General features: G+C 54.5%; 21 protein-coding genes and 2 tRNA genes. 2 read left to right on the forward strand and 21 right to left on the reverse strand.

The features are described 5' to 3' along the window. Nucleotides 1-56: 56 nt before the first annotated feature. From V7Q49_RS09295 to sdhC, 21 genes are all read right to left on the reverse strand, one after another. A tRNA-Val gene (locus V7Q49_RS09295) sits at nucleotides 57-132 on the reverse strand. Nucleotides 133-259: 127 nt separating this feature from the next. Continuing rightward, a tRNA-Lys gene (locus tag V7Q49_RS09300) sits at nucleotides 260-335 on the reverse strand. A gap of 162 nt (nucleotides 336-497) precedes the next feature. After that, nucleotides 498-1,292, reverse strand: a complete 795-nt coding sequence (cpoB, locus tag V7Q49_RS09305) for a cell division protein CpoB (protein ID WP_333850520.1) — start codon at nucleotides 1,290-1,292, stop codon at nucleotides 498-500. Between the two features lie 9 nt (nucleotides 1,293-1,301). Then, on the reverse strand, nucleotides 1,302-1,823 hold the full coding sequence (gene pal, locus V7Q49_RS09310; protein ID WP_032617096.1) for a peptidoglycan-associated lipoprotein Pal: 522 nt from the start codon (nucleotides 1,821-1,823) through the stop codon (nucleotides 1,302-1,304). 34 nt (nucleotides 1,824-1,857) lie between these two features. Continuing rightward, nucleotides 1,858-3,150, reverse strand: a complete 1,293-nt coding sequence (gene tolB / locus V7Q49_RS09315) for a Tol-Pal system beta propeller repeat protein TolB (RefSeq protein WP_333851306.1) — start codon at nucleotides 3,148-3,150, stop codon at nucleotides 1,858-1,860. Nucleotides 3,151-3,278: 128 nt separating this feature from the next. After that, nucleotides 3,279-4,658 carry a cell envelope integrity protein TolA gene (tolA, locus tag V7Q49_RS09320; protein ID WP_333850521.1) on the reverse strand — a complete coding sequence of 460 codons (1,380 nt, stop codon included), beginning with the start codon at nucleotides 4,656-4,658 and terminating at the stop codon, nucleotides 3,279-3,281. 37 nt (nucleotides 4,659-4,695) lie between these two features. Next, nucleotides 4,696-5,124 carry a colicin uptake protein TolR gene (gene tolR / locus V7Q49_RS09325; protein WP_032617094.1) on the reverse strand — a complete coding sequence of 143 codons (429 nt, stop codon included), beginning with the start codon at nucleotides 5,122-5,124 and terminating at the stop codon, nucleotides 4,696-4,698. 3 nt (nucleotides 5,125-5,127) lie between these two features. Continuing rightward, nucleotides 5,128-5,820 carry a Tol-Pal system protein TolQ gene (tolQ, locus tag V7Q49_RS09330; RefSeq protein ID WP_072036639.1) on the reverse strand — a complete coding sequence of 231 codons (693 nt, stop codon included), beginning with the start codon at nucleotides 5,818-5,820 and terminating at the stop codon, nucleotides 5,128-5,130. Then, nucleotides 5,817-6,221, reverse strand: a complete 405-nt coding sequence (gene ybgC / locus V7Q49_RS09335) for a tol-pal system-associated acyl-CoA thioesterase (protein ID WP_006819080.1) — start codon at nucleotides 6,219-6,221, stop codon at nucleotides 5,817-5,819. Before ybgC ends, tolQ begins: the two co-directional genes overlap by 4 nt. Nucleotides 6,222-6,369: 148 nt before the next feature. Continuing rightward, nucleotides 6,370-6,654: a cyd operon protein YbgE gene (gene ybgE / locus V7Q49_RS09340; RefSeq protein WP_142488721.1), complete on the reverse strand. Its 285-nt coding sequence runs from the start codon at nucleotides 6,652-6,654 to the stop codon at nucleotides 6,370-6,372. Further along, the gene (gene cydX, locus V7Q49_RS09345; protein WP_006177208.1) at nucleotides 6,654-6,767 is read right to left on the reverse strand and encodes a cytochrome bd-I oxidase subunit CydX; all 114 of its coding nucleotides are present in this window, start codon (nucleotides 6,765-6,767) and stop codon (nucleotides 6,654-6,656) included. The genes ybgE and cydX overlap by 1 nt, the downstream gene beginning before the upstream one ends. Before the next feature lie 14 nt (nucleotides 6,768-6,781). After that, nucleotides 6,782-7,921, reverse strand: coding sequence for a cytochrome d ubiquinol oxidase subunit II (gene cydB / locus V7Q49_RS09350; RefSeq protein ID WP_333850522.1), 1,140 nt, complete (start codon nucleotides 7,919-7,921; stop codon nucleotides 6,782-6,784). Nucleotides 7,922-7,936: 15 nt separating this feature from the next. Continuing rightward, nucleotides 7,937-9,505: a cytochrome ubiquinol oxidase subunit I gene (gene cydA, locus V7Q49_RS09355; RefSeq protein ID WP_333850523.1), complete on the reverse strand. Its 1,569-nt coding sequence runs from the start codon at nucleotides 9,503-9,505 to the stop codon at nucleotides 7,937-7,939. Nucleotides 9,506-10,238: 733 nt separating this feature from the next. Continuing rightward, nucleotides 10,239-11,108, reverse strand: coding sequence for a succinate--CoA ligase subunit alpha (sucD, locus tag V7Q49_RS09360; protein WP_032617085.1), 870 nt, complete (start codon nucleotides 11,106-11,108; stop codon nucleotides 10,239-10,241). Then, the gene (sucC, locus tag V7Q49_RS09365) at nucleotides 11,108-12,274 is read right to left on the reverse strand and encodes an ADP-forming succinate--CoA ligase subunit beta (RefSeq protein WP_333850524.1); all 1,167 of its coding nucleotides are present in this window, start codon (nucleotides 12,272-12,274) and stop codon (nucleotides 11,108-11,110) included. The genes sucD and sucC overlap by 1 nt, the downstream gene beginning before the upstream one ends. An 87-nt stretch (nucleotides 12,275-12,361) precedes the next feature. Beyond that, entirely contained in the window at nucleotides 12,362-13,588 is a 1,227-nt protein-coding gene (odhB, locus tag V7Q49_RS09370) for a 2-oxoglutarate dehydrogenase complex dihydrolipoyllysine-residue succinyltransferase (RefSeq protein WP_333850525.1), read from the reverse strand. 14 nt (nucleotides 13,589-13,602) lie between these two features. After that, nucleotides 13,603-16,410, reverse strand: a complete 2,808-nt coding sequence (sucA, locus tag V7Q49_RS09375) for a 2-oxoglutarate dehydrogenase E1 component (protein WP_333850526.1) — start codon at nucleotides 16,408-16,410, stop codon at nucleotides 13,603-13,605. A 274-nt stretch (nucleotides 16,411-16,684) separates the two neighbouring features. Beyond that, nucleotides 16,685-17,401, reverse strand: a complete 717-nt coding sequence (sdhB, locus tag V7Q49_RS09380) for a succinate dehydrogenase iron-sulfur subunit SdhB (RefSeq protein ID WP_039029333.1) — start codon at nucleotides 17,399-17,401, stop codon at nucleotides 16,685-16,687. 15 nt (nucleotides 17,402-17,416) lie between these two features. Then, complete coding sequence (sdhA, locus tag V7Q49_RS09385; RefSeq protein WP_333850527.1) at nucleotides 17,417-19,183, reverse strand: succinate dehydrogenase flavoprotein subunit; 1,767 nt, start codon at nucleotides 19,181-19,183, stop codon at nucleotides 17,417-17,419. After that, nucleotides 19,183-19,530, reverse strand: coding sequence for a succinate dehydrogenase membrane anchor subunit (gene sdhD / locus V7Q49_RS09390; protein WP_142488714.1), 348 nt, complete (start codon nucleotides 19,528-19,530; stop codon nucleotides 19,183-19,185). Before sdhD ends, sdhA begins: the two co-directional genes overlap by 1 nt. After that, nucleotides 19,524-19,928 (reverse strand): succinate dehydrogenase cytochrome b556 subunit, encoded by a 405-nt coding sequence (gene sdhC / locus V7Q49_RS09395; RefSeq protein WP_333851307.1) that lies wholly within the window; start codon nucleotides 19,926-19,928, stop codon nucleotides 19,524-19,526. The genes sdhD and sdhC overlap by 7 nt, the downstream gene beginning before the upstream one ends. Nucleotides 19,929-20,255: 327 nt before the next feature. Here sdhC and V7Q49_RS23535 point away from each other — a divergent pair, with 327 nt between their 5' ends. Both V7Q49_RS23535 and V7Q49_RS09400 read left to right on the forward strand, forming a co-directional pair. Beyond that, a complete protein-coding gene (locus V7Q49_RS23535) occupies nucleotides 20,256-20,363 on the forward strand; it encodes a hypothetical protein (RefSeq protein WP_418936630.1) in 108 nt (35 codons plus the stop codon). Nucleotides 20,364-20,568: 205 nt separating this feature from the next. Continuing rightward, complete coding sequence (locus V7Q49_RS09400) at nucleotides 20,569-21,855, forward strand: citrate synthase (protein WP_333850528.1); 1,287 nt, start codon at nucleotides 20,569-20,571, stop codon at nucleotides 21,853-21,855. The last annotated feature ends 20 nt before the right edge of the window (nucleotides 21,856-21,875 follow it).

Below are 21,875 nucleotides of genomic sequence, written 5' to 3' on the forward strand. Positions count from 1 at the left end.
CCTGCGACCAATTGATTAAAAGTCAACTGCTCTACCAACTGAGCTAACGACCCGAGTGGTGGGTGATGACGGGCTCGAACCGCCGACCCCCTCCGTGTAAAGGAGATGCTCTACCAACTGAGCTAATCACCCACTCTGTACTGCTGGAACTGCTATAAGTGGTGGGTCGTGCAGGATGACTCGGCTTCGCCTCGCCCTACGGGCCGTTGCTAAAGCAACGTTATCCTTCACGCTTAATATCTGAGTAAGATATTAAAATTGGTGGGTCGTGCAGGATTCGAACCTGCGACCAATTGATTAAAAGTCAACTGCTCTACCAACTGAGCTAACGACCCACTATTTTGGCTGCTTTTGGGCTGTTTGATATCCCTTGGCAACGGCGGCATATATTACTGATTTAAGAATTCTGCGCAACTAATATTTTGATGAATATCACTTAACTGCTTAGGAAGTATGCGGCAAGACCAGAAAAAACGCGTTTTCTGGTCATCCCGCAATCATCCCATCGCAGCAAGACGTTTTTGCGCTTGTTTTGCACCTTCGGTGCCAGGGAACTTAGTGACCACCTGCTGGAAGACGGCCTTCGCTTTCGCGGTGTCGCCCTTGTCCTGCATGATCACCCCGACCTTGTACATCGCGTCAGGGGCTTTCGGTGATTTCGGGTAATTTTTTACCACGGAGGCAAAATAGAATGCCGCGTCGTCTTTTTTACCCTTGTTGTAATTCAACTGTCCCAGCCAATAGTTCGCATTGGGCTGATAGGTGGAATCAGGGTATTTCTTCACGAAGTTCTGAAACGCCGCCATCGCCTCGTCCTGGCGCGAGCTATCCTGCACCAGGGCAATTGCCGCATTGTAGTCAGTATTCGCATCACCGCTCTGTACAGGCGCACCTGTTGAGGCTGACGCGTCAGCCTGAGGGGTTGCCGTCGCACCAGCTGCACCGGATTGATCGCCTGCGGCAGGTTGCGCTGCTGCGCCGCCACTGTTCAGGCTATCCATCTGCAGCAGGATCTGCTTCTGACGCTCCACAACCTGATTGAGCTGATACTGGCTTTCCTGGATCTGTCCGCGGAGTGAGTCAATATCGGCCTGGTTGTCAGAGAGCTGCTGCTGAAGTTGGGTTAAAAGCTGGCTGTGAGCATTAGAAATACGCTCGAGTTGGGTGACCCGGTCTTCTACCGAGCCTGAGCCGACACTACTGATTGGTGCCTGAGCAAAAGCGGCCCAGGGGGCCGCTATACCAACCAGTAACGACAGACTCAACAGATGATGTCTGAAGTTACTGCTCATGCAATTCTCTTAGTAAACCAGTACGGCACGACGGTTTTTGGAGTAAGCCGCTTCGTCGTGACCCAGTACTGCAGGTTTTTCTTTACCGTAAGAAACGATGGAGATCTGGTCAGCAGAAACGCCTTTACCCTGCAGGTACATTTTAACGGCGTTAGCACGACGCTCACCCAGGGAGATGTTGTACTCAGGAGTACCACGTTCGTCCGCGTGACCTTCTACGGTGACTTTGTAAGACGGGTTGCTACGCAGGAAGTTAGCGTGCGCATCCAGCATCGCAGCGAAGTCAGAACGGATGTCGAACTTGTCCAGATCGAAGTAAACAATGTTGTTCTGCTGCAGCTGTTGCATCTGAAGACGCGCTTGCTCTTCAGAAGACATATTGCCGTTGCCGTTTGCGTCCATACCGGTGCCGGCACCCATCATGCCTTCGCCGCTCTGGTCGTTGCTGGCGTTCTTGTTAGAAGAACACGCTGCGATTGCCATAACAGGCAGAGCGATCATCAGCCCTTTCAGCACTTTGTTCAGTTGCATTTCTATGATTCCTTTATTATTCAATTAATTATTATTACAGGTACGGCGACCAGGCAGGTGATTTTACCTGTCCATCAGTTGCCGGAATACGCGCTTTGAAACGCCCATCGGTAGAAACCAGATTCAGCACGGATCCCATCCCCTGAGAAGAGCTGTAGATAACCATAGTGCCGTTAGGTGCCAGACTTGGCGTTTCATCCAGGAAAGTTGACGACAGAACTTGCACGCCACCCCCGCCCAGATCTTGTTTGGCAATGTGCTGCTGACCGCCGGCCGAGCTGACCATTACCATAAACTTGCCGTCAGCGCTCACGTCTGCGTCCTGGTTCTGTGAACCTTCCCAGGTGATACGCTGCGGTGCACCGCCGTTAACATTAACTTTATAAACCTGTGGACGACCCGCCTGGTCAGAGGTAAAGGCCAGGTTCTGGCTGTCCGGGAACCAGGTTGGTTCGGTGTTGTTGCTGCGACCGTCGGTGACCTGACGGATCTGGCCAGAGCCGATATCCATCACGTACAGGTTCAGGCTACCGGTTTTAGACAGGGCAAACGCCAGTTTAGAACCGTCCGGCGAGAATGCCGGTGCACCGTTGTGACGTGGGAAAGAGGCAACCTGACGCACCGCGCCGTTAGACAGAGTCTGGATAACCAGCGCTGAACGACCGCTTTCGAAGGTTACATACGCCAGCTTGGAACCGTCCGGTGACCAGGCCGGTGACATCAGCGGCTGTGGTGAACGGTGAACGGTGAACTGGTTGTAGCCATCGTAGTCAGAAACGCGCAGCTCATACGGGAACTGGCCGCCGTTGGTCTGCACAACATAAGCGATACGGGTGCGGAATGCGCCTTTGATGCTGGTCAGCTTCTCAAACACTTCATCACTCGCCGTGTGGCCCGCATAACGCAGCCACTGCTTGTTCACCTTATAGGTGTTCTGTGCCAGAACGGTACCTGGTGCGCCACCGGTGTCAACCAGCTGGTAAGCCACGGTATAACCGCCGTCCGGGTTAGGGGTAACCTGACCCACGACCACCGCATCGATACCCAGCGCAGACCATGCCGCTGGCTGCAGCTCAGCAGCAGTACCCGGCTGCTGTGGCAGACGAGAACGATCTAACGGGTTGAATTTACCGCTGTTGCGCAGGTCGGCAGCAACAATGCCACCCACATCTTCCGGCGCAGCGCCCGGCCCTTTCCACTGGAACGGAACCACACCAATCGGACGTGCCGAGTCCACCCCTTGGGTGATCTCGATACGCACTTCTGCGTGCAGCACAGCTGCCCACAGCATAAAGAAACCTACTGCTACACGTAATGCCTGCTTCATCATGTCTCCCATATCCGGGTAACCTTACCCGCGATAATTTAGCAGAATGTTAACAAACCCAAATAAACAAAACTACCAATCTCCAGCCTCAAACGTAGACTGTTTTGCCAACTTTAGCGGGAAAAACGCTACAGTTTGAAGTCCAGTTTGGCATCTTTTACTTTTTCATAAACAGCCTGACTAGGCGGTTTAGGAATTCTGGCAGTTTTAGCCGCCGTCAGGGCAGCCTGACACAACGCAGGATCGCCGCCTTCCTCAGACACATCCAGCAGCAGGCCGTCCGGTGCCAGCTTGATATGCAGCACGCAGGATTTACCGGCATACAGGTCAGCGCCGTATAAGCGGCTCTGAATAGCATTACGAATTTGCGAAGCATAGGCACTAATATCAGCGCCTGACGCGCCACCGTTAGCACCACTTGTTCCGCTATCTTTTGCCGGCTGGCCGTTACCTTTTGCACCACCCGATTTCGGCGCATTCTTACCTGAGCTCAAATCGCCGAACAGGTCGTCAACGTCCGAAGCGGCTGCTTTTTCAGCGGCGGCTTTTTTCGCAGCTGCGGCTTTCGCAGCGGCAGCTTTGTCAGCAGCAGCTTTATCGGCAGCGGCTTTCTTGTCTGCAGCCGCTTTTTCAGCAGCGGCTTTTTTATCAGCGGCGGCTTTTTCGGCGGCGGCAGCTTTCTTCTCAGCAGCGGCTTTTTCTGCTGCAGCAGCTTTCTCCGCTGCGGCTTTTTCAGCTGCTGCGGCTTTCTCTGCTGCGGCTTTTTCAGCGGCAGCGGCCTTCTTAGCCGCATCGGCAGCCGCTTTCTTCTCGGCTTCCTGGGCTGCTTGTTTAGCAGCTTCAGCTTCCGCTTTTTTCTGCGCGTCGGCAGCGGCTTTCTTCGCGGCTTCGGCTTCTACTTTCTTCTTCGCATCCGCAGCGGCTTTAGCGGCTTCGGCTTCCGCCTGTTTTTGCGCATCGGCAGCGGCTTTTTTCGCGGCTAACGCAGCGGCATCCGCGGCTTGTTTTGCCGCCTCAGCAGCTTGTTTCGCCTGAGCATCGGCCTGCGCTTTGGCATCCGCTGCGGCTTTGGCTGCTGCCTCTTCCGCCTGCTTCTGTTTTTCCTGCGCTTGCTTCGCTGCGGCTTCAGCCTGTTTCTGCTGTTCCGCCTGCTCTTTCGCTGCTTCCTGCGCCTGCAAACGTTCTTTCTCTAGCTGCTTCAGACGTTCCTGCTCGGCGGCCTGCTTTTCACGCAGCTCTTCCGCCTGCTGTTGCGCCTGCTTTTCGCGTTGCTCTTCAGCACGTTTTGCACTCGCCTGCTGCTGCTGCTGGCGATTATAGTTTTGCACCACCGCGCCGGGATCGACCATCACGGCATCGATGGATGAACCTCCCCCACCGCCGGCAGCGGTATCGAGATGCTCATCGAACGAACTCCAGATCAGTGCTGCAAAAAGAATCACATGCAGCACCGCCGAGATAATGATCGCCCGCTTAAGCTTATCGTTTTGTTCGGTTGCCTTTGACACTATGGGTTCCCAAAAACTCTGTTGTGTACGCAGATGATCAAATAGGCTGCGTCATCAAGCCAACTGACTTAACGCCCGCGCTATGCAACAGGTTCAGCGCTTTAATTATTTCATCGTAAGGCACGTCTTTCGCACCACCGATTAAGAAGACCGTTTTCGGATTGGACTGCAGACGTCGTTGCGCTTCGGCAATGACCTGCTCCGGCGGCAGCTGATCGAGACGATCTTTTTCAACCACCACGCTGTACTGCCCTACTCCGGATACCTCAATGATGACCGGTGGATCGTCATTGGTGCTTACAGCCTGAGATTCTGTCGCATCCGGCAGATCAACCTCAACGCTCTGGGTGATGATAGGTGCTGTGGCCATAAAGATCAGCAGCAGCACCAGCAGCACGTCCAGCAGCGGTACAATGTTGATTTCGGACTTTAGTTCGCGACGACCCCGTCCACGCTGTCTGGCCATGGTTTACCCCTTGTTGCTCTCGGTGCTGGTAAACGCCTGGCGGTGCAGAATCGCGGTGAACTCTTCCATGAAGTTGTCGTAGTTCAGTTCCAGTTTGTTCACGCGCTGATTCAGGCGGTTATACGCCATAACCGCAGGAATTGCGGCGAACAGACCGATAGCGGTCGCGATCAGCGCTTCTGCGATACCTGGTGCAACCATCTGCAGCGTCGCCTGTTTTACCGCGCCCAGGGCGATAAAGGCGTGCATGATCCCCCAGACCGTACCAAACAGACCGATATACGGGCTGATGGAACCGACGGTGCCGAGGAACGGAATGTGCGTTTCCAGCGTTTCCAGCTCACGGTTCATTGAAATGCGCATCGCTCGGGATGCCCCTTCAACGACCGCTTCCGGCGCATGGTTGTTAGCGCGGTGCAGACGGGCAAACTCTTTAAAACCGCTATAGAAAATTTGCTCGGAGCCGGAGAGGTTTTCACGACGCCCCTGGCTTTCCTGATACAAACGGGAAAGTTCGATACCGGACCAGAACTTATCTTCAAAGGCTTCCGCTTCGCGGCCTGCGGCATTGAGGATACGGGTTCTCTGGATGATGATGGCCCAGGATGCGATTGAAAAACCAATCAAAATCAACATGATAAGTTTCACCAGAAGGCTTGCCTTCAGGAACAAATCAAGGATATTCATGTCAGTCACTGCTTAAACTCCGCGACAATAGACTTAGGAAGCGCACGAGGCTTCATGATGAGTGGATCAACACAGACAATCAGGACTTCAGCTTCGTTCAGTACCTGGTTTTCTGCATTGACGATCCGCTGCGTGAAAACCAGTGAGGTTCCGCGCATTGATGTTATTTCTGTTTGGACTTCGAGCATATCGTCGAGTCTGGCAGGTGCAAAATACTCCAGCGTCATCTTGCGTACCACGAAGGCAACTCGCTCCGCCAGCAGGACCTGCTGGCTAAAGTGATGATGGCGCAGCATCTCAGTGCGTGCTCGTTCATAAAAGGCAACGTAGCTGGCATGGTAAACCACACCACCGGCGTCAGTGTCTTCGTAGTAGACACGAACCGGCCATCGAAACAGCGTTGTATTCACTTTACATCCCGGTAATACAAAAAGAGTAAGAGCTTTTAAACGTCGTTACTATACGCGCGGGAATGGTGGTTTGGAATGGGGGAAAGTAAACGGAGAGTAAATATTTATGGGCCGGGGTAAGCCCATAATATTAACGGATAGTTCTTATTCAGTTGAAAAAGAAAATCAGGCCGACAAGAAGGACCACATCAGCGATCAGCGGGCAGAAGATGCCCTGCCAGTGTACGGCTTTCGGCCGAAAGCCGACGCCGTGGATCACCCCGGCGCACACCGCCCACATGATGAGGAAACCGTGCCAGATTTCAAGCTCGCTGGTCTTCGCCGCAAAGCGCGACGGATCCCAGAAGATGCAACCTGCCAGCAGCAAGGCCATCACTAAGGAAAGCGCCCGGAGCGGGCGCTTGTCCATGATCCCGTAGAGATACGCGATCATCAGTGTTTTTCTTCACCGGCTTTGGACGCTTCAACGTGCTCAAGCGCCAGGGCGGTAATCACACCAAATGCACAGGCTAGAAGCGTTCCTAAAATCCATGCGAAATACCACATATTCAGCTCCTTCCTTAATACATAGAGTGAGTATTGCTTTCGATATGTTCTTTCGTGATACGACCGTACATCTTCCAGTAACACCAGGTGGTGTAAGCCAGGATGATCGGTACGAACACGGCAGCCACAAACGTCATCAGGTTCAGGGTCATCTGACTGGAGGTGGCATCCCACATCGTCAGGCTAGCATTCATCATGGTGCTGGATGGCATCACGAATGGGAACATTGCGATACCGGCCGTCAGGATGATGCACGCCAGCGTCAGTGAAGAGAAGACGAATGCCCATGCGCCTTTTTCCATGCGGGAGGTCAGCAGGGTCAGCAGCGGCAGTACCACGCCCAGGGCCGGGATAGCCCACAGCACCGGCGTATTATTGAAGTTCACCAGCCAGGCGCCTGCCTGACGAGCCACTTCTTTGGTCAGCGGGTTAGATGGCGCGGTATGGTTAATCGCGGAGGTCACGACATAACCATCGATACCGAACATCACCCAGACACCGGCCAGCGCGAAGCCAACCAGGGTCACCAGGGCCGCAATCTGCGAGACGGCGCGGGAGCGCAGGTGCAGTTCACCCACGGTACGCATCTGCAGGTAAGTGGCACCCTGAGTGAGGATCATCGCCACGCTGACCACGCCCGCCAGCAGACCGAACGGGTTCAGCAGCTGGAAGAAGTTGCCGGTGTAGTACAGGCGCATGTATTCATCGAGGTGGAACGGCACGCCCTGCAGCAGGTTACCGAACGCCACGCCGATCACCAGCGGCGGCACGAAGCTACCGATGAAGATGCCCCAGTCCCACATGTTGCGCCAGCGGGTGTCTTCAATCTTCGAGCGGTAGTCAAAACCGACCGGACGGAAGAACAACGACGCCAGCACCAGGATCATCGCTACATAGAAGCCGGAGAACGCAGCCGCGTAGACCATCGGCCAGGCAGCGAACAGCGCGCCGCCTGCGGTGATCAGCCACACCTGGTTACCGTCCCAGTGCGGGGCGATGGAGTTAATCATAATTCGACGCTCGGTATCATTACGACCGAGGAAGCGGGTGAGCATGCCCACCCCCATGTCGAAACCGTCAGTGACCGCAAAACCAATCAGTAAGATCCCGACCAGCAGCCACCAGATAAAACGCAATACTTCATAATCGATCATTTGACGACTCCTGTCTTAGCGTGCCGGCTGAGAAGCCACGGTGGACTGCTCGTAGTGGTAGCGACCGGTTTTCAGGCTGCTTGGGCCAAGGCGCGCAAACTTGAACATCAGGAACAGTTCAGCCACCAGGAACAGGGTATACAGGCCACAAATCAGCAGCATGGAGAAAATCAGATCCCCGGCGGTCAGGGAGGAGTTCGCTACCGCAGTTGGCAGCACCTCACCGATAGCCCACGGCTGACGACCGTATTCCGCAACAAACCAGCCGGATTCAATAGCAATCCACGGCAGTGGCATGCCGTACAGCGCAGAGCGCAGCAGCCATTTACGCTGACCGATACGGTTACGAATTACCGACCAGAAGGAGGCCGCAATGATCAACAGCATGATGATGCCGCAGCCAACCATGATACGGAACGCGAAGTACAGCGGCGCAACGCGTGGAATCGAGTCTTTGGTGGCCATCTGAATCTGCTCTTCCGTCGCGTCAGAGACGTTCGGGGTATAGCGTTTCAGCAGCAGGCCGTAACCGAGGTCTTTTTTCACGTTGTTGAACTGATCGCGAACGGACTGATCGGTAGAGCCAGAACGCAGCTGCTCCAGCAGGGAGTAAGCTTTCATCCCGTTACGGATACGCTCTTCATGCTGCACCAGCAGATCTTTCAGGCCGATAACCGGCGTATCCACAGAGCGGGTGGCGATGATGCCCAACGCATAAGGGATCTGAATAGCAAAGTGGTTTTCCTGGGCATCCTGATCGGGAATACCAAACAGGGTGAACGCCGCCGGAGCCGGTTGGGTTTCCCACTCTGCTTCGATCGCCGCCAGTTTAGTTTTCTGCACGTCGCCCATCTCGTAGCCGGATTCATCACCCAGCACGATAACGGAGAGGATAGCCGCCATACCGAAGCTCGCCGCGATGGCGAAGGAGCGCTTGGCAAAGGCGAAGTCACGACCACGCAGCATGTAGTAGGAGCTGATGCCCAGCACGAACATCGCGCCGCAGACATAGCCAGAAGCCACGGTGTGAACAAATTTCACCTGGGCAACCGGGTTCAGCACCAGCTCGGAGAAGCTGACCATCTCCATTCGCATGGTTTCGAAGTTGAAATCAGACGCGATAGGGTTCTGCATCCAGCCGTTGGCCACCAGGATCCACAGCGCGGACAGGTTAGAGCCTAAGGCGACCAGCCAGGTGACAGCCATGTGCTGCACTTTACCCAGACGGTCCCAGCCAAAGAAGAACAGACCTACAAAGGTGGATTCGAGGAAGAAGGCCATCAGACCTTCAATGGCCAGCGGCGCACCGAAGATATCCCCGACATAGTGGGAATAGTAAGACCAGTTAGTCCCGAACTGGAACTCCATGGTCAGACCGGTGGCCACGCCCAGCGCAAAGTTGATACCAAACAACTTGCCCCAGAACTTGGTCATATCTTTATAAATCTGTTTGCCGGAAAGGACGTAGACCGTCTCCATAATGGCCAGCAGGAACGCCATACCAAGCGTCAGTGGCACAAACAGGAAGTGGTACATCGCGGTCAAGGCAAACTGTAAGCGCGACAGTTCGACTATATCTAACATCATGACTCCTTGCTCATCGCATGAAGACTCCGGGAGTGGATCTCGTTAGAAAAGATCCACACACATGCCCCAATACAAAAATTATCAGCTTCCTTTCTTCGTTACTTAATCTTCCCAGGAGGAAAAAGCCATGATGAAAGGTTACAGATACGTTAATAAAAACCCGAAATTGATCCCGCAAATATATTACGCTGCAAAACCCTTACAATAAACAGGTTTTTATTGGAAGTGTTTTACATTTTACGACGGTGATCAATATATAGCGAATTTACCACTTTTTGACCACTTTGATCGGGAGCAATTTAACGCTTTTTAATGCCCTTTTCCAGGCATTAAATATTGATATAAATCAATATTGCTGGTCTGTGTTAAAGGTGTTTCTTGATGGTGAATCTGATGACTTTTTTGTTAATTTTATGTTGGCATCATAGGCTGATAGTTATTGAATATGCACTGTAATATCAATAAAGGTGATTTAAATTAACCTGCCGCGCGCCGGGAAATTTAATAAACGCCAGCCCACTAAGCTTTATCACTTGGCCGCATTTATTCAGGTAATGGCCAGGTGGATAATTAAATAACAATTAATTTACTTTTAGCCACCTTTAAATTAACACCAGCCTGTTATTATTTTGCCAGGCCCAAAAATAAAAAAGGCCATCTTACGATGGCCAACCATGTCGAAACGGACATTTATTATGTCAAAGCTCCCCGCACGGGGAGCAGAGAGGATTTACTTAATGATTGATTTCAGTGCTTCACCGATGTCAGCCAGGCTGCGTACGGTTTTCACGCCTGCTGCTTCCAGCGCCGCGAATTTCTCATCCGCAGTACCTTTGCCGCCCGCGATGATGGCGCCTGCGTGGCCCATACGCTTGCCTTTCGGCGCAGTCACACCCGCGATATAACCCACAACCGGCTTGGTCACGTGATCTTTGATGTAAGCAGCCGCTTCTTCTTCCGCGCTGCCGCCGATTTCACCGATCATGACGATCGCTTCAGTCTGCGGGTCTTCCTGGAACAGCTTCAGGATGTCGATGAAGTTAGAGCCCGGGATAGGGTCGCCGCCGATGCCCACACAGGTGGACTGGCCGAAACCGTAGTCGGTGGTCTGCTTAACCGCTTCATAGGTCAGGGTACCGGAACGTGAGACGATACCCACTTTGCCCGGCTTGTGAATGTGGCCCGGCATGATGCCGATTTTACATTCGCCTGGGGTGATCACGCCCGGGCAGTTTGGCCCGATCATGCGCACACCCGCTTCGTCCAGCTTCACTTTCACGGTCAGCATATCCAGGGTCGGGATGCCTTCGGTGATGGTGATGATCAGTTTGATGCCTGCATCGATGGCTTCCAGAATGGAGTCTTTGCAGAACGGTGCCGGAACGTAGATTACGGTGGCGGTTGCGCCCGTCGCTTCTACGGCTTCACGCACGGTGTTGAACACCGGCAGGCCCAGGTGGGTGGTGCCGCCTTTACCTGGCGTTACGCCGCCAACCATCTGCGTACCGTAGGCAATCGCCTGCTCAGAGTGGAATGAACCCTGGCTACCGGTGAAGCCCTGGCAGATGACCTTGGTATCTTTATTAATTAAAACGGACATTATTTCCCCTCCACTGCGGCAACTACCTGCTGAGCGGCATCCGTCAGACTTTTCGCTGCAATAATATTCAGGCCGCTGTCAGCCAGTTTTTTCGCGCCGAGTTCAGCGTTGTTCCCTTCCAGACGCACAACAACCGGGACGTTAACGCCCACTTCTTCTACCGCACCGATGATACCGTCTGCGATCAGGTCGCAACGTACGATGCCGCCGAAGATGTTCACCAGAACCGCTTTTACGTTGTCGTCAGAGAGGATGATTTTGAAGGCTTCGGTCACGCGCTCTTTGGTCGCACCGCCGCCCACGTCGAGGAAGTTTGCCGGCTCGCCGCCGTGCAGTTTAACGATGTCCATGGTGCCCATTGCCAGGCCCGCACCGTTAACCATGCAGCCGATGTTGCCATCAAGTGCCACGTAGTTCAGTTCCCACTGTGCAGCCTGCGCTTCACGTGGATCTTCCTGAGACTGGTCGCGCATTTCGCGCAGATCGGCCTGACGGAACAGTGCGTTGCCGTCAGCGCCCAGTTTGCCATCGAGGCAGATCAGGTCGCCCTGCTTGGTGATCACCAGCGGGTTGATTTCGATCAGCGCCAGATCGCGCTCCAGGAAGATGTTCGCCAGGCCCATGAAGATCTTGGTGAATTGCTGCACCAGTTTACCTTCCAGACCCAGTTTGAATGCCAGCTCGCGTCCCTGGTAAGGCATTGGGCCTGCCAGCGGATCGATAGCGACTTTGTGGATCAGGTGCGGGGTCTCTTCCGCCACTTTTTCGATTTCCACGCCGCCTTCGGTAGAGGCCATGAACACCACGCGACGGGAGCTACGGTCTACCACGGCACCAAGGTACAGTTCTTTTGCAATGTCGGTCGCTGCTTCAACCAGGATCTGGTTAACCGGCTGGCCGTTCGCGTCTGTCTGGTAGGTCACCAGACGTTTGCCGAGCCAGTGCTCCGCAAACGCACGAATCTCTTCTTTACTGTTAACCACTTTCACACCGCCCGCTTTACCGCGGCCGCCAGCGTGAACCTGACATTTCACTACCCAAGGACCGGCGCCGATTTTAGATGCGGCTTCTTCTGCTTCACGAGGGGTATTGCAGGCATAACCCACCGGAGCCGGCAAGCCATACCGGGCAAACAGCTGTTTTGCCTGATATTCATGTAAGTTCATGTGTTCTATCCATCCTTCAGGGTAATCGTTAGGTCATGCTTTTGTAGGCCCGGCAGGCAAAGCGCCGCCGGGCAGTACGGCTAAAAACTAAACGTCCAGCAGCAGACGGGTTGGATCTTCCAGCAGCTCTTTAATGGCGACCAGGAAGCCCACGGACTCGCGGCCGTCGATCAGACGGTGATCGTAGGAGAGCGCCAGATACATCATTGGCAGGATCTCAACTTTACCGTCAACCGCCATAGGACGATCTTTGATGGCGTGCATGCCCAGGATCGCGCTCTGCGGTGGGTTGATGATTGGGGTAGACATCAGCGAGCCGAATACGCCGCCGTTGGTAATGGTGAAGTTACCGCCGGTCAGGTCATCTACGGTCAGCTTGCCGTCGCGGCCTTTCACTGCCAGTTCTTTGATGTTCTTCTCGATGTCAGCCATGCCCAGGGTATCTACATCACGCAGAACCGGGGTCACCAGGCCGCGCGGGGTAGAAACGGCCATGCTCACGTCGAAGTAGTTGTGATAGACCACATCATCGCCATCAATAGAAGCGTTCACTTCCGGGTAGCGTTTCAGCGCTTCAACAACCGCTTTCACGTAGAAGGACATAAAGCCCAGACGGATACCGTGACGTTTTTCAAACGCGTCACCGTACTGCTTACGCAGGTCCATGATTGGCTTCATGTTGACTTCGTTGAAGGTGGTCAGCATCGCGGTGGAGTTTTTCGCTTCCAGCAGACGCTCGGCCACGCGCTTACGCAGGCGGGTCATCGGCACGCGTTTTTCACTGCGAGCGCCCAGCGCAGGCTGTGCTGCTGGTGCCGCCGCAGGGGCTTTAGCTTCCGCTTTCGCGTCAGACGGCCCTTTTGCCAGATGCTTATCAATATCTTCACGGGTCAGACGACCACCCACACCGGTGCCTTTGATGGCTGCCGGATCGAGGCTGTGTTCAGCCAGCAGGCGACGGATCGCCGGGCTGAGCGCGTCGTTCGTTTGCTCTTCCAGAGAGGCCTGCTGGCGCTGCGCTGGAGTAGACGCTTTCTCTTCAGATTTCGCGCTGGACTCTTTACCCGCGCTGTTGCCTTCACGCAGGCGACCCAGGATCTGGCGAGAGGTCACGGTTGTGCCTTCATCTTCCAGGACTGCATCCAGAATGCCATCCGCCGATGCCGGTACTTCCAGTACCACTTTGTCAGTTTCGATTTCTACCAGCACTTCATCGCGCTTAACGGCATCGCCAGGTTTTTTGTGCCAGGTGGCGACGGTCGCATCTGCTACAGACTCAGGCAGGTCGGGAACAAGAATATCTACGCTACTCATTATGTATCCTTTAATTAATCGACGTTCAGCGCGTCATTGACCAGATCTTGTTGCTGCTTCTGGTGAACGGACATATACCCTACCGCCGGAGAGGCGGAGGCCGGGCGACCTGCATAACGCAGGGCAGACCCAAATGGAATCACTTCACGGAAATGATGCTGGCTGCAGTACCATGCGCCCTGGTTAAGCGGCTCTTCCTGGCACCAGACAAAATCATGTACGTGAGCATATTGTTTCAGTACGTCCTGCATCGCCTGATGCGGGAACGGATAAAGCTGTTCGATACGCACGATGGCGACATCTTTCTGGTCATTCTTACGGCGCTGTTCCAGCAGGTCGTAGTAAACCTTACCAGAACACATCACCACGCGTTTCACCGCCTGCGGATCCAGCTCGTCAATCTCGCCAATCGCCGGCATGAAGGTGCCGTTCGCCAGCTCATCCAGCGTGGAGACCGCCAGCGGATGACGCAGCAGCGATTTCGGTGACATGACCACCAGCGGACGACGCATCCCGCGCAGCGCCTGACGACGCAGCATGTGGTAAACCTGTGCCGGGGTAGAAGGAACACAAACCTGCATGTTCTGCTCGGCGCAGAGTTGCAGATAACGCTCCAGACGCGCGGAGGAGTGCTCCGGGCCCTGCCCTTCGTAGCCGTGCGGCAGCAGCATCACCAGGCCACACATACGGCCCCACTTCTGTTCGCCAGACGAGATGAACTGGTCGATAACCACCTGAGCACCGTTGGCGAAGTCACCGAACTGCGCTTCCCAGATGGTCAGGGTGCGTGGTTCTGCGGTGGCATAACCGTATTCAAACGCCAGGACCGCTTCTTCCGACAGCACGGAGTCCCAGACCTTGAACTGGCCCTGACCGTTATGCACATGCTGCAGCGGGGTGTAGGTGGAACCGTTGGTTTGGTTATGGATCACCGCGTGACGGTGGAAGAAGGTGCCACGGCCCGCATCTTCGCCGGACAGACGAACCGGAATGCCTTCGTCAACCAGGGTCGCGTAGGCCAGGTTTTCTGCACCGCCCCAGTCGAACAGCTTCTCGCCTGCCGCCATGGACTGACGGTCAGAATAGATTTTCTGCACGCGGGACTGCATCTCGATTGCTTCTGGTACGGTGCTGATGCGTTTAGCCAGCTCCTGCAGACGCTTCATCTCGACCTTGTTCGGGTAGCTCTCATCCCACTCGTGGTTAAGGTACGGCGACCAGGTGAAGGAGTGCATGTTCATCGGACGCAGCTCTTTCACCACGCACTCGCCAGCGTCCAGCGCATCGCGGTAAAGATTGACCATCTCGGTGGCATCTTCCAGCGTAACCACTTTCTCGCCTTCCAGCTTGTCAGCATAGATTTTGCGCGGGGTCGGATGCTTTTTGATTTTCTGGTACATCAGCGGCTGGGTTGCACTCGGCTCGTCCGCTTCGTTATGGCCATGACGGCGATAGCAGAACAGGTCGATCAGCACGTCACGCTTGAAGGTGTTACGGAAGTCCAGCGCCAGGCGGGTCACGAAAGCCACGGCTTCCGGGTCATCCGCGTTCACGTGGAAAATTGGCGCCTGAACCATCTTACCGATGTCGGTGCAGTAAGGCGTAGAACGCGCATCCAGCGGGTTAGACGTGGTGAAGCCCACCTGGTTGTTGATCACGATGCGAACGGTACCGCCCACTTCGTAACCGCGTGCTTTGGACATGTTCAGGGTTTCCTGAACCACGCCCTGCCCGGTGATCGCCGCATCGCCGTGAATGGTGATTGGCAGTACTTTGTTGCTGCTTGGCTCGTCCAGACGATCCAGACGCGCACGCACGGAGCCGATAACCACCGGGCTCACGATCTCGAGGTGCGACGGGTTGAACGCCAACGCCATGTGCACCAGGCCGCCTTTGGTTTCGATATCCGATGAGAAGCCCATGTGGTACTTCACGTCACCAGTACCGAGGTGTTCTTTATGTTTGCCCGCGAATTCGTCGAACAGATCTTGCGGCTTTTTGCCCAGCACGTTGATCAGTACGTTCAGACGACCACGGTGCGCCATGCCCAGTACCACTTCGCGGGTACCGCTGTTGCCCGCATGGCGGATCAGCTCTTTCAGCATTGGCACCAGCGCATCGCCGCCTTCCAGCGAGAAGCGTTTTGCACCCGGGAATTTGGCACCGAGGTAGCGCTCCAGCCCTTCTGCTGCGGTCAGTTCGCTCAGGAAGCGTTTTTTCTCGTCGGCATTGAAGGTGGATTTACCGGCAACCGATTCAATGCGCTGCTGGATCCAGCGTTTCTCTTCGGTTGAGGTGATGTGCATGTATTCCGCACCGATGGAGCCGCAGTAGGTCTGCTTCAGCGCCGTCAGCAGCTCGCCCAGCTTCATCGTGTCTTTGCCAATGGCGAAAGAACCCACGTTGAAGGTTTCCTGGAAATCGGCTTCGGTCAGATCGTGATACGCCGGATCGAGATCCGCCACACGCTCCTGCTGCCACAGCCCCAGCGGATCCAGATTCGCATGCTGGTGGCCACGGAAACGGTAGGCGTTAATCAGCTGCAGGACTTTAACCTGCTTCGCATTGGTATCAGGGTCGGAGATGGCGGACGAGTAACGTGAGGCATCCTTCGCCAGACGACGGAAATAATCACGTGTTTTGGAATGAAATTGATCCGGTTTGACTCCTGTTCCAGGTAACTGCTGGAACATCGAACGCCAGTTAGCGTCCACTGAGTCAGGGTCGGTTAAGAAGTCTTCATAGAGCTGTTCGATCCAGCTTTGGTTTGCACCAGAGAGGAAGGAAGAGTCCAGCCAGGCTTTCATTGCGCCGTTCTGCATCGTGATCCCTTAAGCATTTTTATGCTTACTTTCGCCGTAGAAACTACCACGCACACCTCGTGTACGTGCCGGGGTTCACTTGCGAGCTCTTCTCTCTTTAGTGGCTCGCGAAGGAACCTTTAGAAACTGTCTCAGGGTCTTTACCCTCACCCCTACCCTCTCCCACAGGGAGAGGGGGAATGCCGTCGGCAGTTTTTAAAGGTTTCCTGCAATCTATCCCCTCCCCCTAAGGGAGAGGGTTAGGGTGAGGGGAACAGCGCTCCCCTCTCACTACTTACGCACTGCGCTGCAACAACATCGACTTAATGTGGCCGATGGCGCGCGTCGGGTTCAGTCCCTTAGGACATACACTGACGCAGTTCATGATGCTGTGGCAGCGGAATACGCTGAAAGCATCACTCAGCCCTTCCAGGCGGTTGTCGGTTTCGGTATCGCGGCTGTCAATCAGGAAGCGATACGCTGCCAGCAGACCGGCCGGGCCGATAAACTTGTCCGGGTTCCACCAGAACGACGGGCAAGAGGTCGAACAACATGCACAGAGAATACATTCATACAGACCATCGAGTTTTTCACGCTGCTCTGGCGACTGTAAATGCTCGCGAGCGGGTGGATTTTGCCCATTATTCAACAAGTAAGGCTTAATCTTCTCATATTGTGCATAGAATTGCCCCATGTCCACCACCAAATCGCGAACGACCGGCAGACCAGGCAGAGGACGGATGACAATCTTCTGGCCCGGACGGTTGAGCGCCGAGATCGGGGTGATACAGGCCAGACCGTTTTTGCCGTTCATGTTCAGACCGTCGGAGCCACAAACCCCTTCACGGCAGGAACGACGGAATGACAGTGTCGGATCTTTTTCTTTCAGCTGCATTAAGGCATCAAGCAGCATCATGTCGCGACCTTCTTCCGCTTCCAGGGTGTAATCCTGCATATGCGGAGCGTCATCAACATCCGGGTTATAACGATAAACTGAGAATTCGAGTTTCATTGTCCTGTCTCCGCATTAATAAGTACGAATCTTCGGCGGGAACGCCGGACGCAGTTTCGGTTCCATATTGACGCTACGACGTGTCATGGATTCCGACTCTGGCAGATACAGGGAATGGCACAGCCAGTTTTCGTCGTCACGATCCGGGAAGTCGAAGCGGCTATGCGCGCCACGGCTTTCGGTACGGAAGTTTGCAGAGACCGCGGTTGCGTAAGCGGTTTCCATCAGGTTATCCAGCTCCAGACACTCGACGCGCTGGGTGTTGAACTCGCTGGAGGTATCGTCCAGACGGGCATTTTTCAGACGCTCGCGGATCGCTTTCAGCTGCTCAAGCCCTTTCGCCATCGCATCACCTTCGCGGAATACCGAGAAGTTGTGCTGCATGCACTCCTGCAGCGCCTTACGGATTTCCACCGGATCTTCGCCGTTGCGGTTACCGTTCCAGCGGTTCAGACGTTCCAGAGAGGCGTCGATATTCGCGTCGGTGGCATCACGCAGCGGCCCCTGCTCGGCAATGGACTCCTGCAGATGCAGGCCCACCGCACGACCAAACACCACCAGGTCGAGGAGGGAGTTGCCGCCCAGACGGTTGGCGCCGTGTACGGATACGCAGGCAATTTCGCCTACCGCAAACAGGCCCGGGATCACCACGTCTTCGCCCTGCGCGTTCACGGTCAGCGCCTGGCCGGTCACTTTGGTCGGAATTCCGCCCATCATGTAGTGGCAGGTTGGGATAACCGGGATCGGCTCTTTAACCGGGTCGACGTGCGCAAAGGTACGCGACAGCTCCAGAATGCCCGGCAGACGGGATTCCAGAACCTCTTTACCCAGATGGTCAAGTTTCAACTTAGCGTGCGGGCCCCATGGACCGTCGCAGCCACGACCTTCACGGATTTCGATCATGATGGAACGCGCCACCACGTCACGACCCGCCAGGTCTTTCGCATTCGGGGCATAACGCTCCATGAAGCGCTCGCCATGTTTGTTCAGCAGGTAGCCACCTTCACCACGGCAGCCTTCTGTTACCAGCACGCCCGCACCGGCGATACCGGTTGGGTGGAACTGCCACATCTCCATATCCTGCACCGGCACGCCAGCGCGGATTGCCATACCGACGCCGTCACCGGTGTTGATATGGGCGTTCGTGGTGGACTGGTAGATACGGCCTGCGCCGCCGGTCGCCAGTACGGTTGCGCGGGCTTTGAAGTAAACCACTTCACCGGTTTCGATGCACAGGGCGGTACAACCCACCACGGCGCCATCTTCGTTTTTCACCAGATCCAGCGCGTACCACTCGGAGAAGATAGTGGTCTTATTCTTCAGGTTCTGCTGGTACAGGGTGTGCAGCAGGGCGTGACCGGTACGGTCGGCCGCCGCAGCGGTACGTGCCGCCTGCTCGCCGCCGAAATCTTTCGACTGGCCGCCAAACGGACGTTGATAGATGGTGCCGTTCTCCAGGCGGGAGAATGGCAGACCCATATGGTCCAGCTCCAGAATCGCTTCCGGGCCGGTTTTACACATATATTCAATGGCGTCCTGGTCACCGATGTAATCGGAACCCTTCACCGTGTCGTACATATGCCATTCCCAGTTATCATCATGGGTATTACCGAGCGCCACGGTGATGCCACCCTGCGCAGATACGGTATGGGAACGGGTCGGGAAGACTTTAGAGAGCAGCGCGCAGCTCTGGCCGCTCTGGGAAATTTGCAGCGCCGCGCGCATACCTGCGCCACCGGCACCAATCACTACAGCATCAAATTCTCTGACTGGCAGTTTCATTACACACCCCACACCACAACGAATCCATAAATAACGTAAACCGCAAGTGCAACCACAATAGCCAGCTGCAGAACAAGGCGAATCGCCACGGGTTTAACGTAATCGGTCAATACCTGCCACATGCCAATCCACGCGTGGATAAGGATGGAGGCCAACGCCAGCAGGGTGAAGACTTTGGTGAATGCCGAACCGAAGAAACCGGTCCAGATTTCCCACGTCAGGTCGCCGCTGGTGGCAAAGAAACCGATCATGTAGATGATGTAGAGGGTGAGAACGATAGCGGTAGCACGGACCAGAATGAAGTCATGTACGCCGTTGCGTCCTAATGCGGAGGCGTTGCTTACCATACGAGAACTCCTGCGAGAATTGCGAGCACGACAGTGATGACAAATGAAATGTTAGCGGTGCGTTTGCCAGCTTCGAAGGTCTCTTCCAGATAGCCGAAGTCCATCAGCATATGGCGGACACCGCCAACAACGTGATAGGCCAGCGCGGTCAGGATGCCCCACATGATAAATTTCACGAAGAAACCGTTCATGATGGCGGAGGCCTGCTGGAATCCTTCCGGAGACGAGAGGCTGGTACCCAGTAACCATAACAGGATACCCACCGCGACAAACGTGATCACACCGGATACACGATGAAGGATGGACGCTATTGCCGTTACGGGGAATCGGATCGTTTTGAGATCCAGATTGACAGGTCTTTGTTTTTTCACATTTCTTATCATGAATAACGCCCACATGCTGTTCTTATAGTTTCCTTCCTCCGGACTGCGATGCGGGTCAGACAGCGTGCCTTTTATATAACTGTGCGTCATGCAAAACATTGCTTCCAGATGCTTAAATGACACGTTACAACGCTGGTTGGCTCGGGATTGCAGGGTTTTCCGGAGACCTGGCGGCAGTATAGGCCGTTCACAAAATCATTACAATTAACCTACATACAGTTTGTCGGGTTTTCTCTGGAACAGTGATCAGGGTCACGATAACAACATCTTTTTAATTTTTAATCATCTGATTTGACAAATGTTAAACATTATTGTTACAAACATCACCAGAAAAGGCATATAATGCGCAAAAGTTATGAGGTCTCTCTTTCACCTGAGAATAAGTTATGTAACAGTGTGATGGTATTGACCGAAGTTATCAGGACAGTTATTAGTGATATACAGGTTTGAATAATTCGGACTGCACAAACACTGATTTGCTGTTATTTCTCTGATTTCTCATTTGTTTACCTGCTAGCGCCATTGCTCTGTACCCTGGTTTCTCCTCGTGAGCTGAGCGGCGAGCCAAATAACAAACTGGTAACAATGATAAATTAGCTGAATGCAAATCCGGTTAAGGGCAGTCTTAAGCAATAAGGCGCTAAGGAGACCGTAAATGGCTGATACTAAGGCAAAACTCACCCTCGGTGGTGACGCTGCTATTGAACTGGATGTGCTAAAAGGCACGCTCGGTCAGGATGTTATTGATATCCGTACGTTGGGTTCAAAAGGTGTATTCACCTTCGACCCGGGTTTCACCTCTACCGCATCTTGTGAATCCAAAATCACCTATATCGACGGTGACGAAGGCATCCTGCTGCACCGCGGTTTCCCCATCGATCAGTTAGCCACCGAATCCAACTACCTGGAAGTGTGCTACATCCTGCTGAACGGCGAAAAGCCGACCCAGGAACAGTACGATGAGTTCAAAACCACCGTTACCCGCCACACCATGATTCATGAGCAGATCACCCGTCTGTTCCATGCGTTCCGTCGTGATTCGCATCCGATGGCAGTCATGTGCGGGATCACTGGTGCCCTGGCTGCGTTCTACCATGACTCCCTGGACGTGAATAACCAGCGTCATCGCGATATTGCCGCGTTCCGTCTGCTGTCTAAAATGCCTACCATGGCCGCGATGTGTTACAAATACTCCATCGGACAGCCGTTTGTTTATCCACGTAACGACCTCTCCTACGCCGGTAACTTCCTGCGTATGATGTTCGCGACGCCGTGCGAAGAGTACGAAGTGAACCCGGTTCTGGAACGCGCCATGGATCGTATTCTGATCCTGCACGCTGACCACGAGCAGAACGCCTCTACCTCTACCGTGCGTACCGCAGGCTCCTCCGGCGCGAACCCGTTCGCCTGTATCGCAGCAGGTATTGCCTCCCTGTGGGGACCGGCACACGGCGGCGCAAACGAAGCCGCACTGAAGATGCTGGAAGAGATCAGCTCCGTTGAGCACATTCCTGAATTCGTCCGTCGTGCGAAAGACAAGAATGACTCCTTCCGTCTGATGGGCTTCGGTCACCGTGTTTACAAAAACTACGATCCGCGCGCAACCGTAATGCGTGAAACCTGCCATGAAGTGCTGAAAGAGCTGGGCACCAAAGATGACCTGCTGCAGGTGGCGATGGAGCTGGAGCACATCGCGCTGAACGACCCGTACTTCATCGAGAAGAAACTCTACCCGAACGTCGATTTCTACTCCGGTATCATCCTGAAAGCGATGGGCATTCCGTCTTCCATGTTTACCGTGATCTTCGCGATGGCGCGTACCGTGGGCTGGATTGCGCACTGGAACGAAATGCACACCGACGGGATGAAAATTGCGCGTCCTCGTCAGCTGTATACCGGCTACGAGCAGCGTAATTTCGAAACCGATATCACCAAACGTTAAGGGTTGAGGCAGCCTGATGC

It is taken from the genome of Leclercia sp., assembly GCF_036780805.1.
Classification (GTDB): domain Bacteria; phylum Pseudomonadota; class Gammaproteobacteria; order Enterobacterales; family Enterobacteriaceae; genus Enterobacter.

Coding starts and splice junctions, on each gene's coding strand:
- sdhB (WP_039029333.1), bottom strand. CDS start 17,401: ATGAAACTCGAATTCTCAGTTTATCGTTATAACCCGGATGTTGATGAC.
- V7Q49_RS23535 (WP_418936630.1), top strand. CDS start 20,256: ATGCGCAAAAGTTATGAGGTCTCTCTTTCACCTGAGAATAAGTTATGT.
- pal (WP_032617096.1), bottom strand. CDS start 1,823: ATGCAACTGAACAAAGTGCTGAAAGGGCTGATGATCGCTCTGCCTGTT.
- V7Q49_RS09400 (WP_333850528.1), top strand. CDS start 20,569: ATGGCTGATACTAAGGCAAAACTCACCCTCGGTGGTGACGCTGCTATT.
- tolR (WP_032617094.1), bottom strand. CDS start 5,124: ATGGCCAGACAGCGTGGACGGGGTCGTCGCGAACTAAAGTCCGAAATC.
- cydB (WP_333850522.1), bottom strand. CDS start 7,921: ATGATCGATTATGAAGTATTGCGTTTTATCTGGTGGCTGCTGGTCGGG.
- cpoB (WP_333850520.1), bottom strand. CDS start 1,292: ATGAGCAGTAACTTCAGACATCATCTGTTGAGTCTGTCGTTACTGGTT.
- tolB (WP_333851306.1), bottom strand. CDS start 3,150: ATGAAGCAGGCATTACGTGTAGCAGTAGGTTTCTTTATGCTGTGGGCA.
- sucA (WP_333850526.1), bottom strand. CDS start 16,410: ATGCAGAACGGCGCAATGAAAGCCTGGCTGGACTCTTCCTTCCTCTCT.
- cydA (WP_333850523.1), bottom strand. CDS start 9,505: ATGTTAGATATAGTCGAACTGTCGCGCTTACAGTTTGCCTTGACCGCG.
- odhB (WP_333850525.1), bottom strand. CDS start 13,588: ATGAGTAGCGTAGATATTCTTGTTCCCGACCTGCCTGAGTCTGTAGCA.
- sdhA (WP_333850527.1), bottom strand. CDS start 19,183: ATGAAACTGCCAGTCAGAGAATTTGATGCTGTAGTGATTGGTGCCGGT.
- sdhD (WP_142488714.1), bottom strand. CDS start 19,530: ATGGTAAGCAACGCCTCCGCATTAGGACGCAACGGCGTACATGACTTC.
- ybgE (WP_142488721.1), bottom strand. CDS start 6,654: ATGATCGCGTATCTCTACGGGATCATGGACAAGCGCCCGCTCCGGGCG.
- sdhC (WP_333851307.1), bottom strand. CDS start 19,928: ATGTGGGCGTTATTCATGATAAGAAATGTGAAAAAACAAAGACCTGTC.
- cydX (WP_006177208.1), bottom strand. CDS start 6,767: ATGTGGTATTTCGCATGGATTTTAGGAACGCTTCTAGCCTGTGCATTT.
- sucD (WP_032617085.1), bottom strand. CDS start 11,108: ATGTCCGTTTTAATTAATAAAGATACCAAGGTCATCTGCCAGGGCTTC.
- sucC (WP_333850524.1), bottom strand. CDS start 12,274: ATGAACTTACATGAATATCAGGCAAAACAGCTGTTTGCCCGGTATGGC.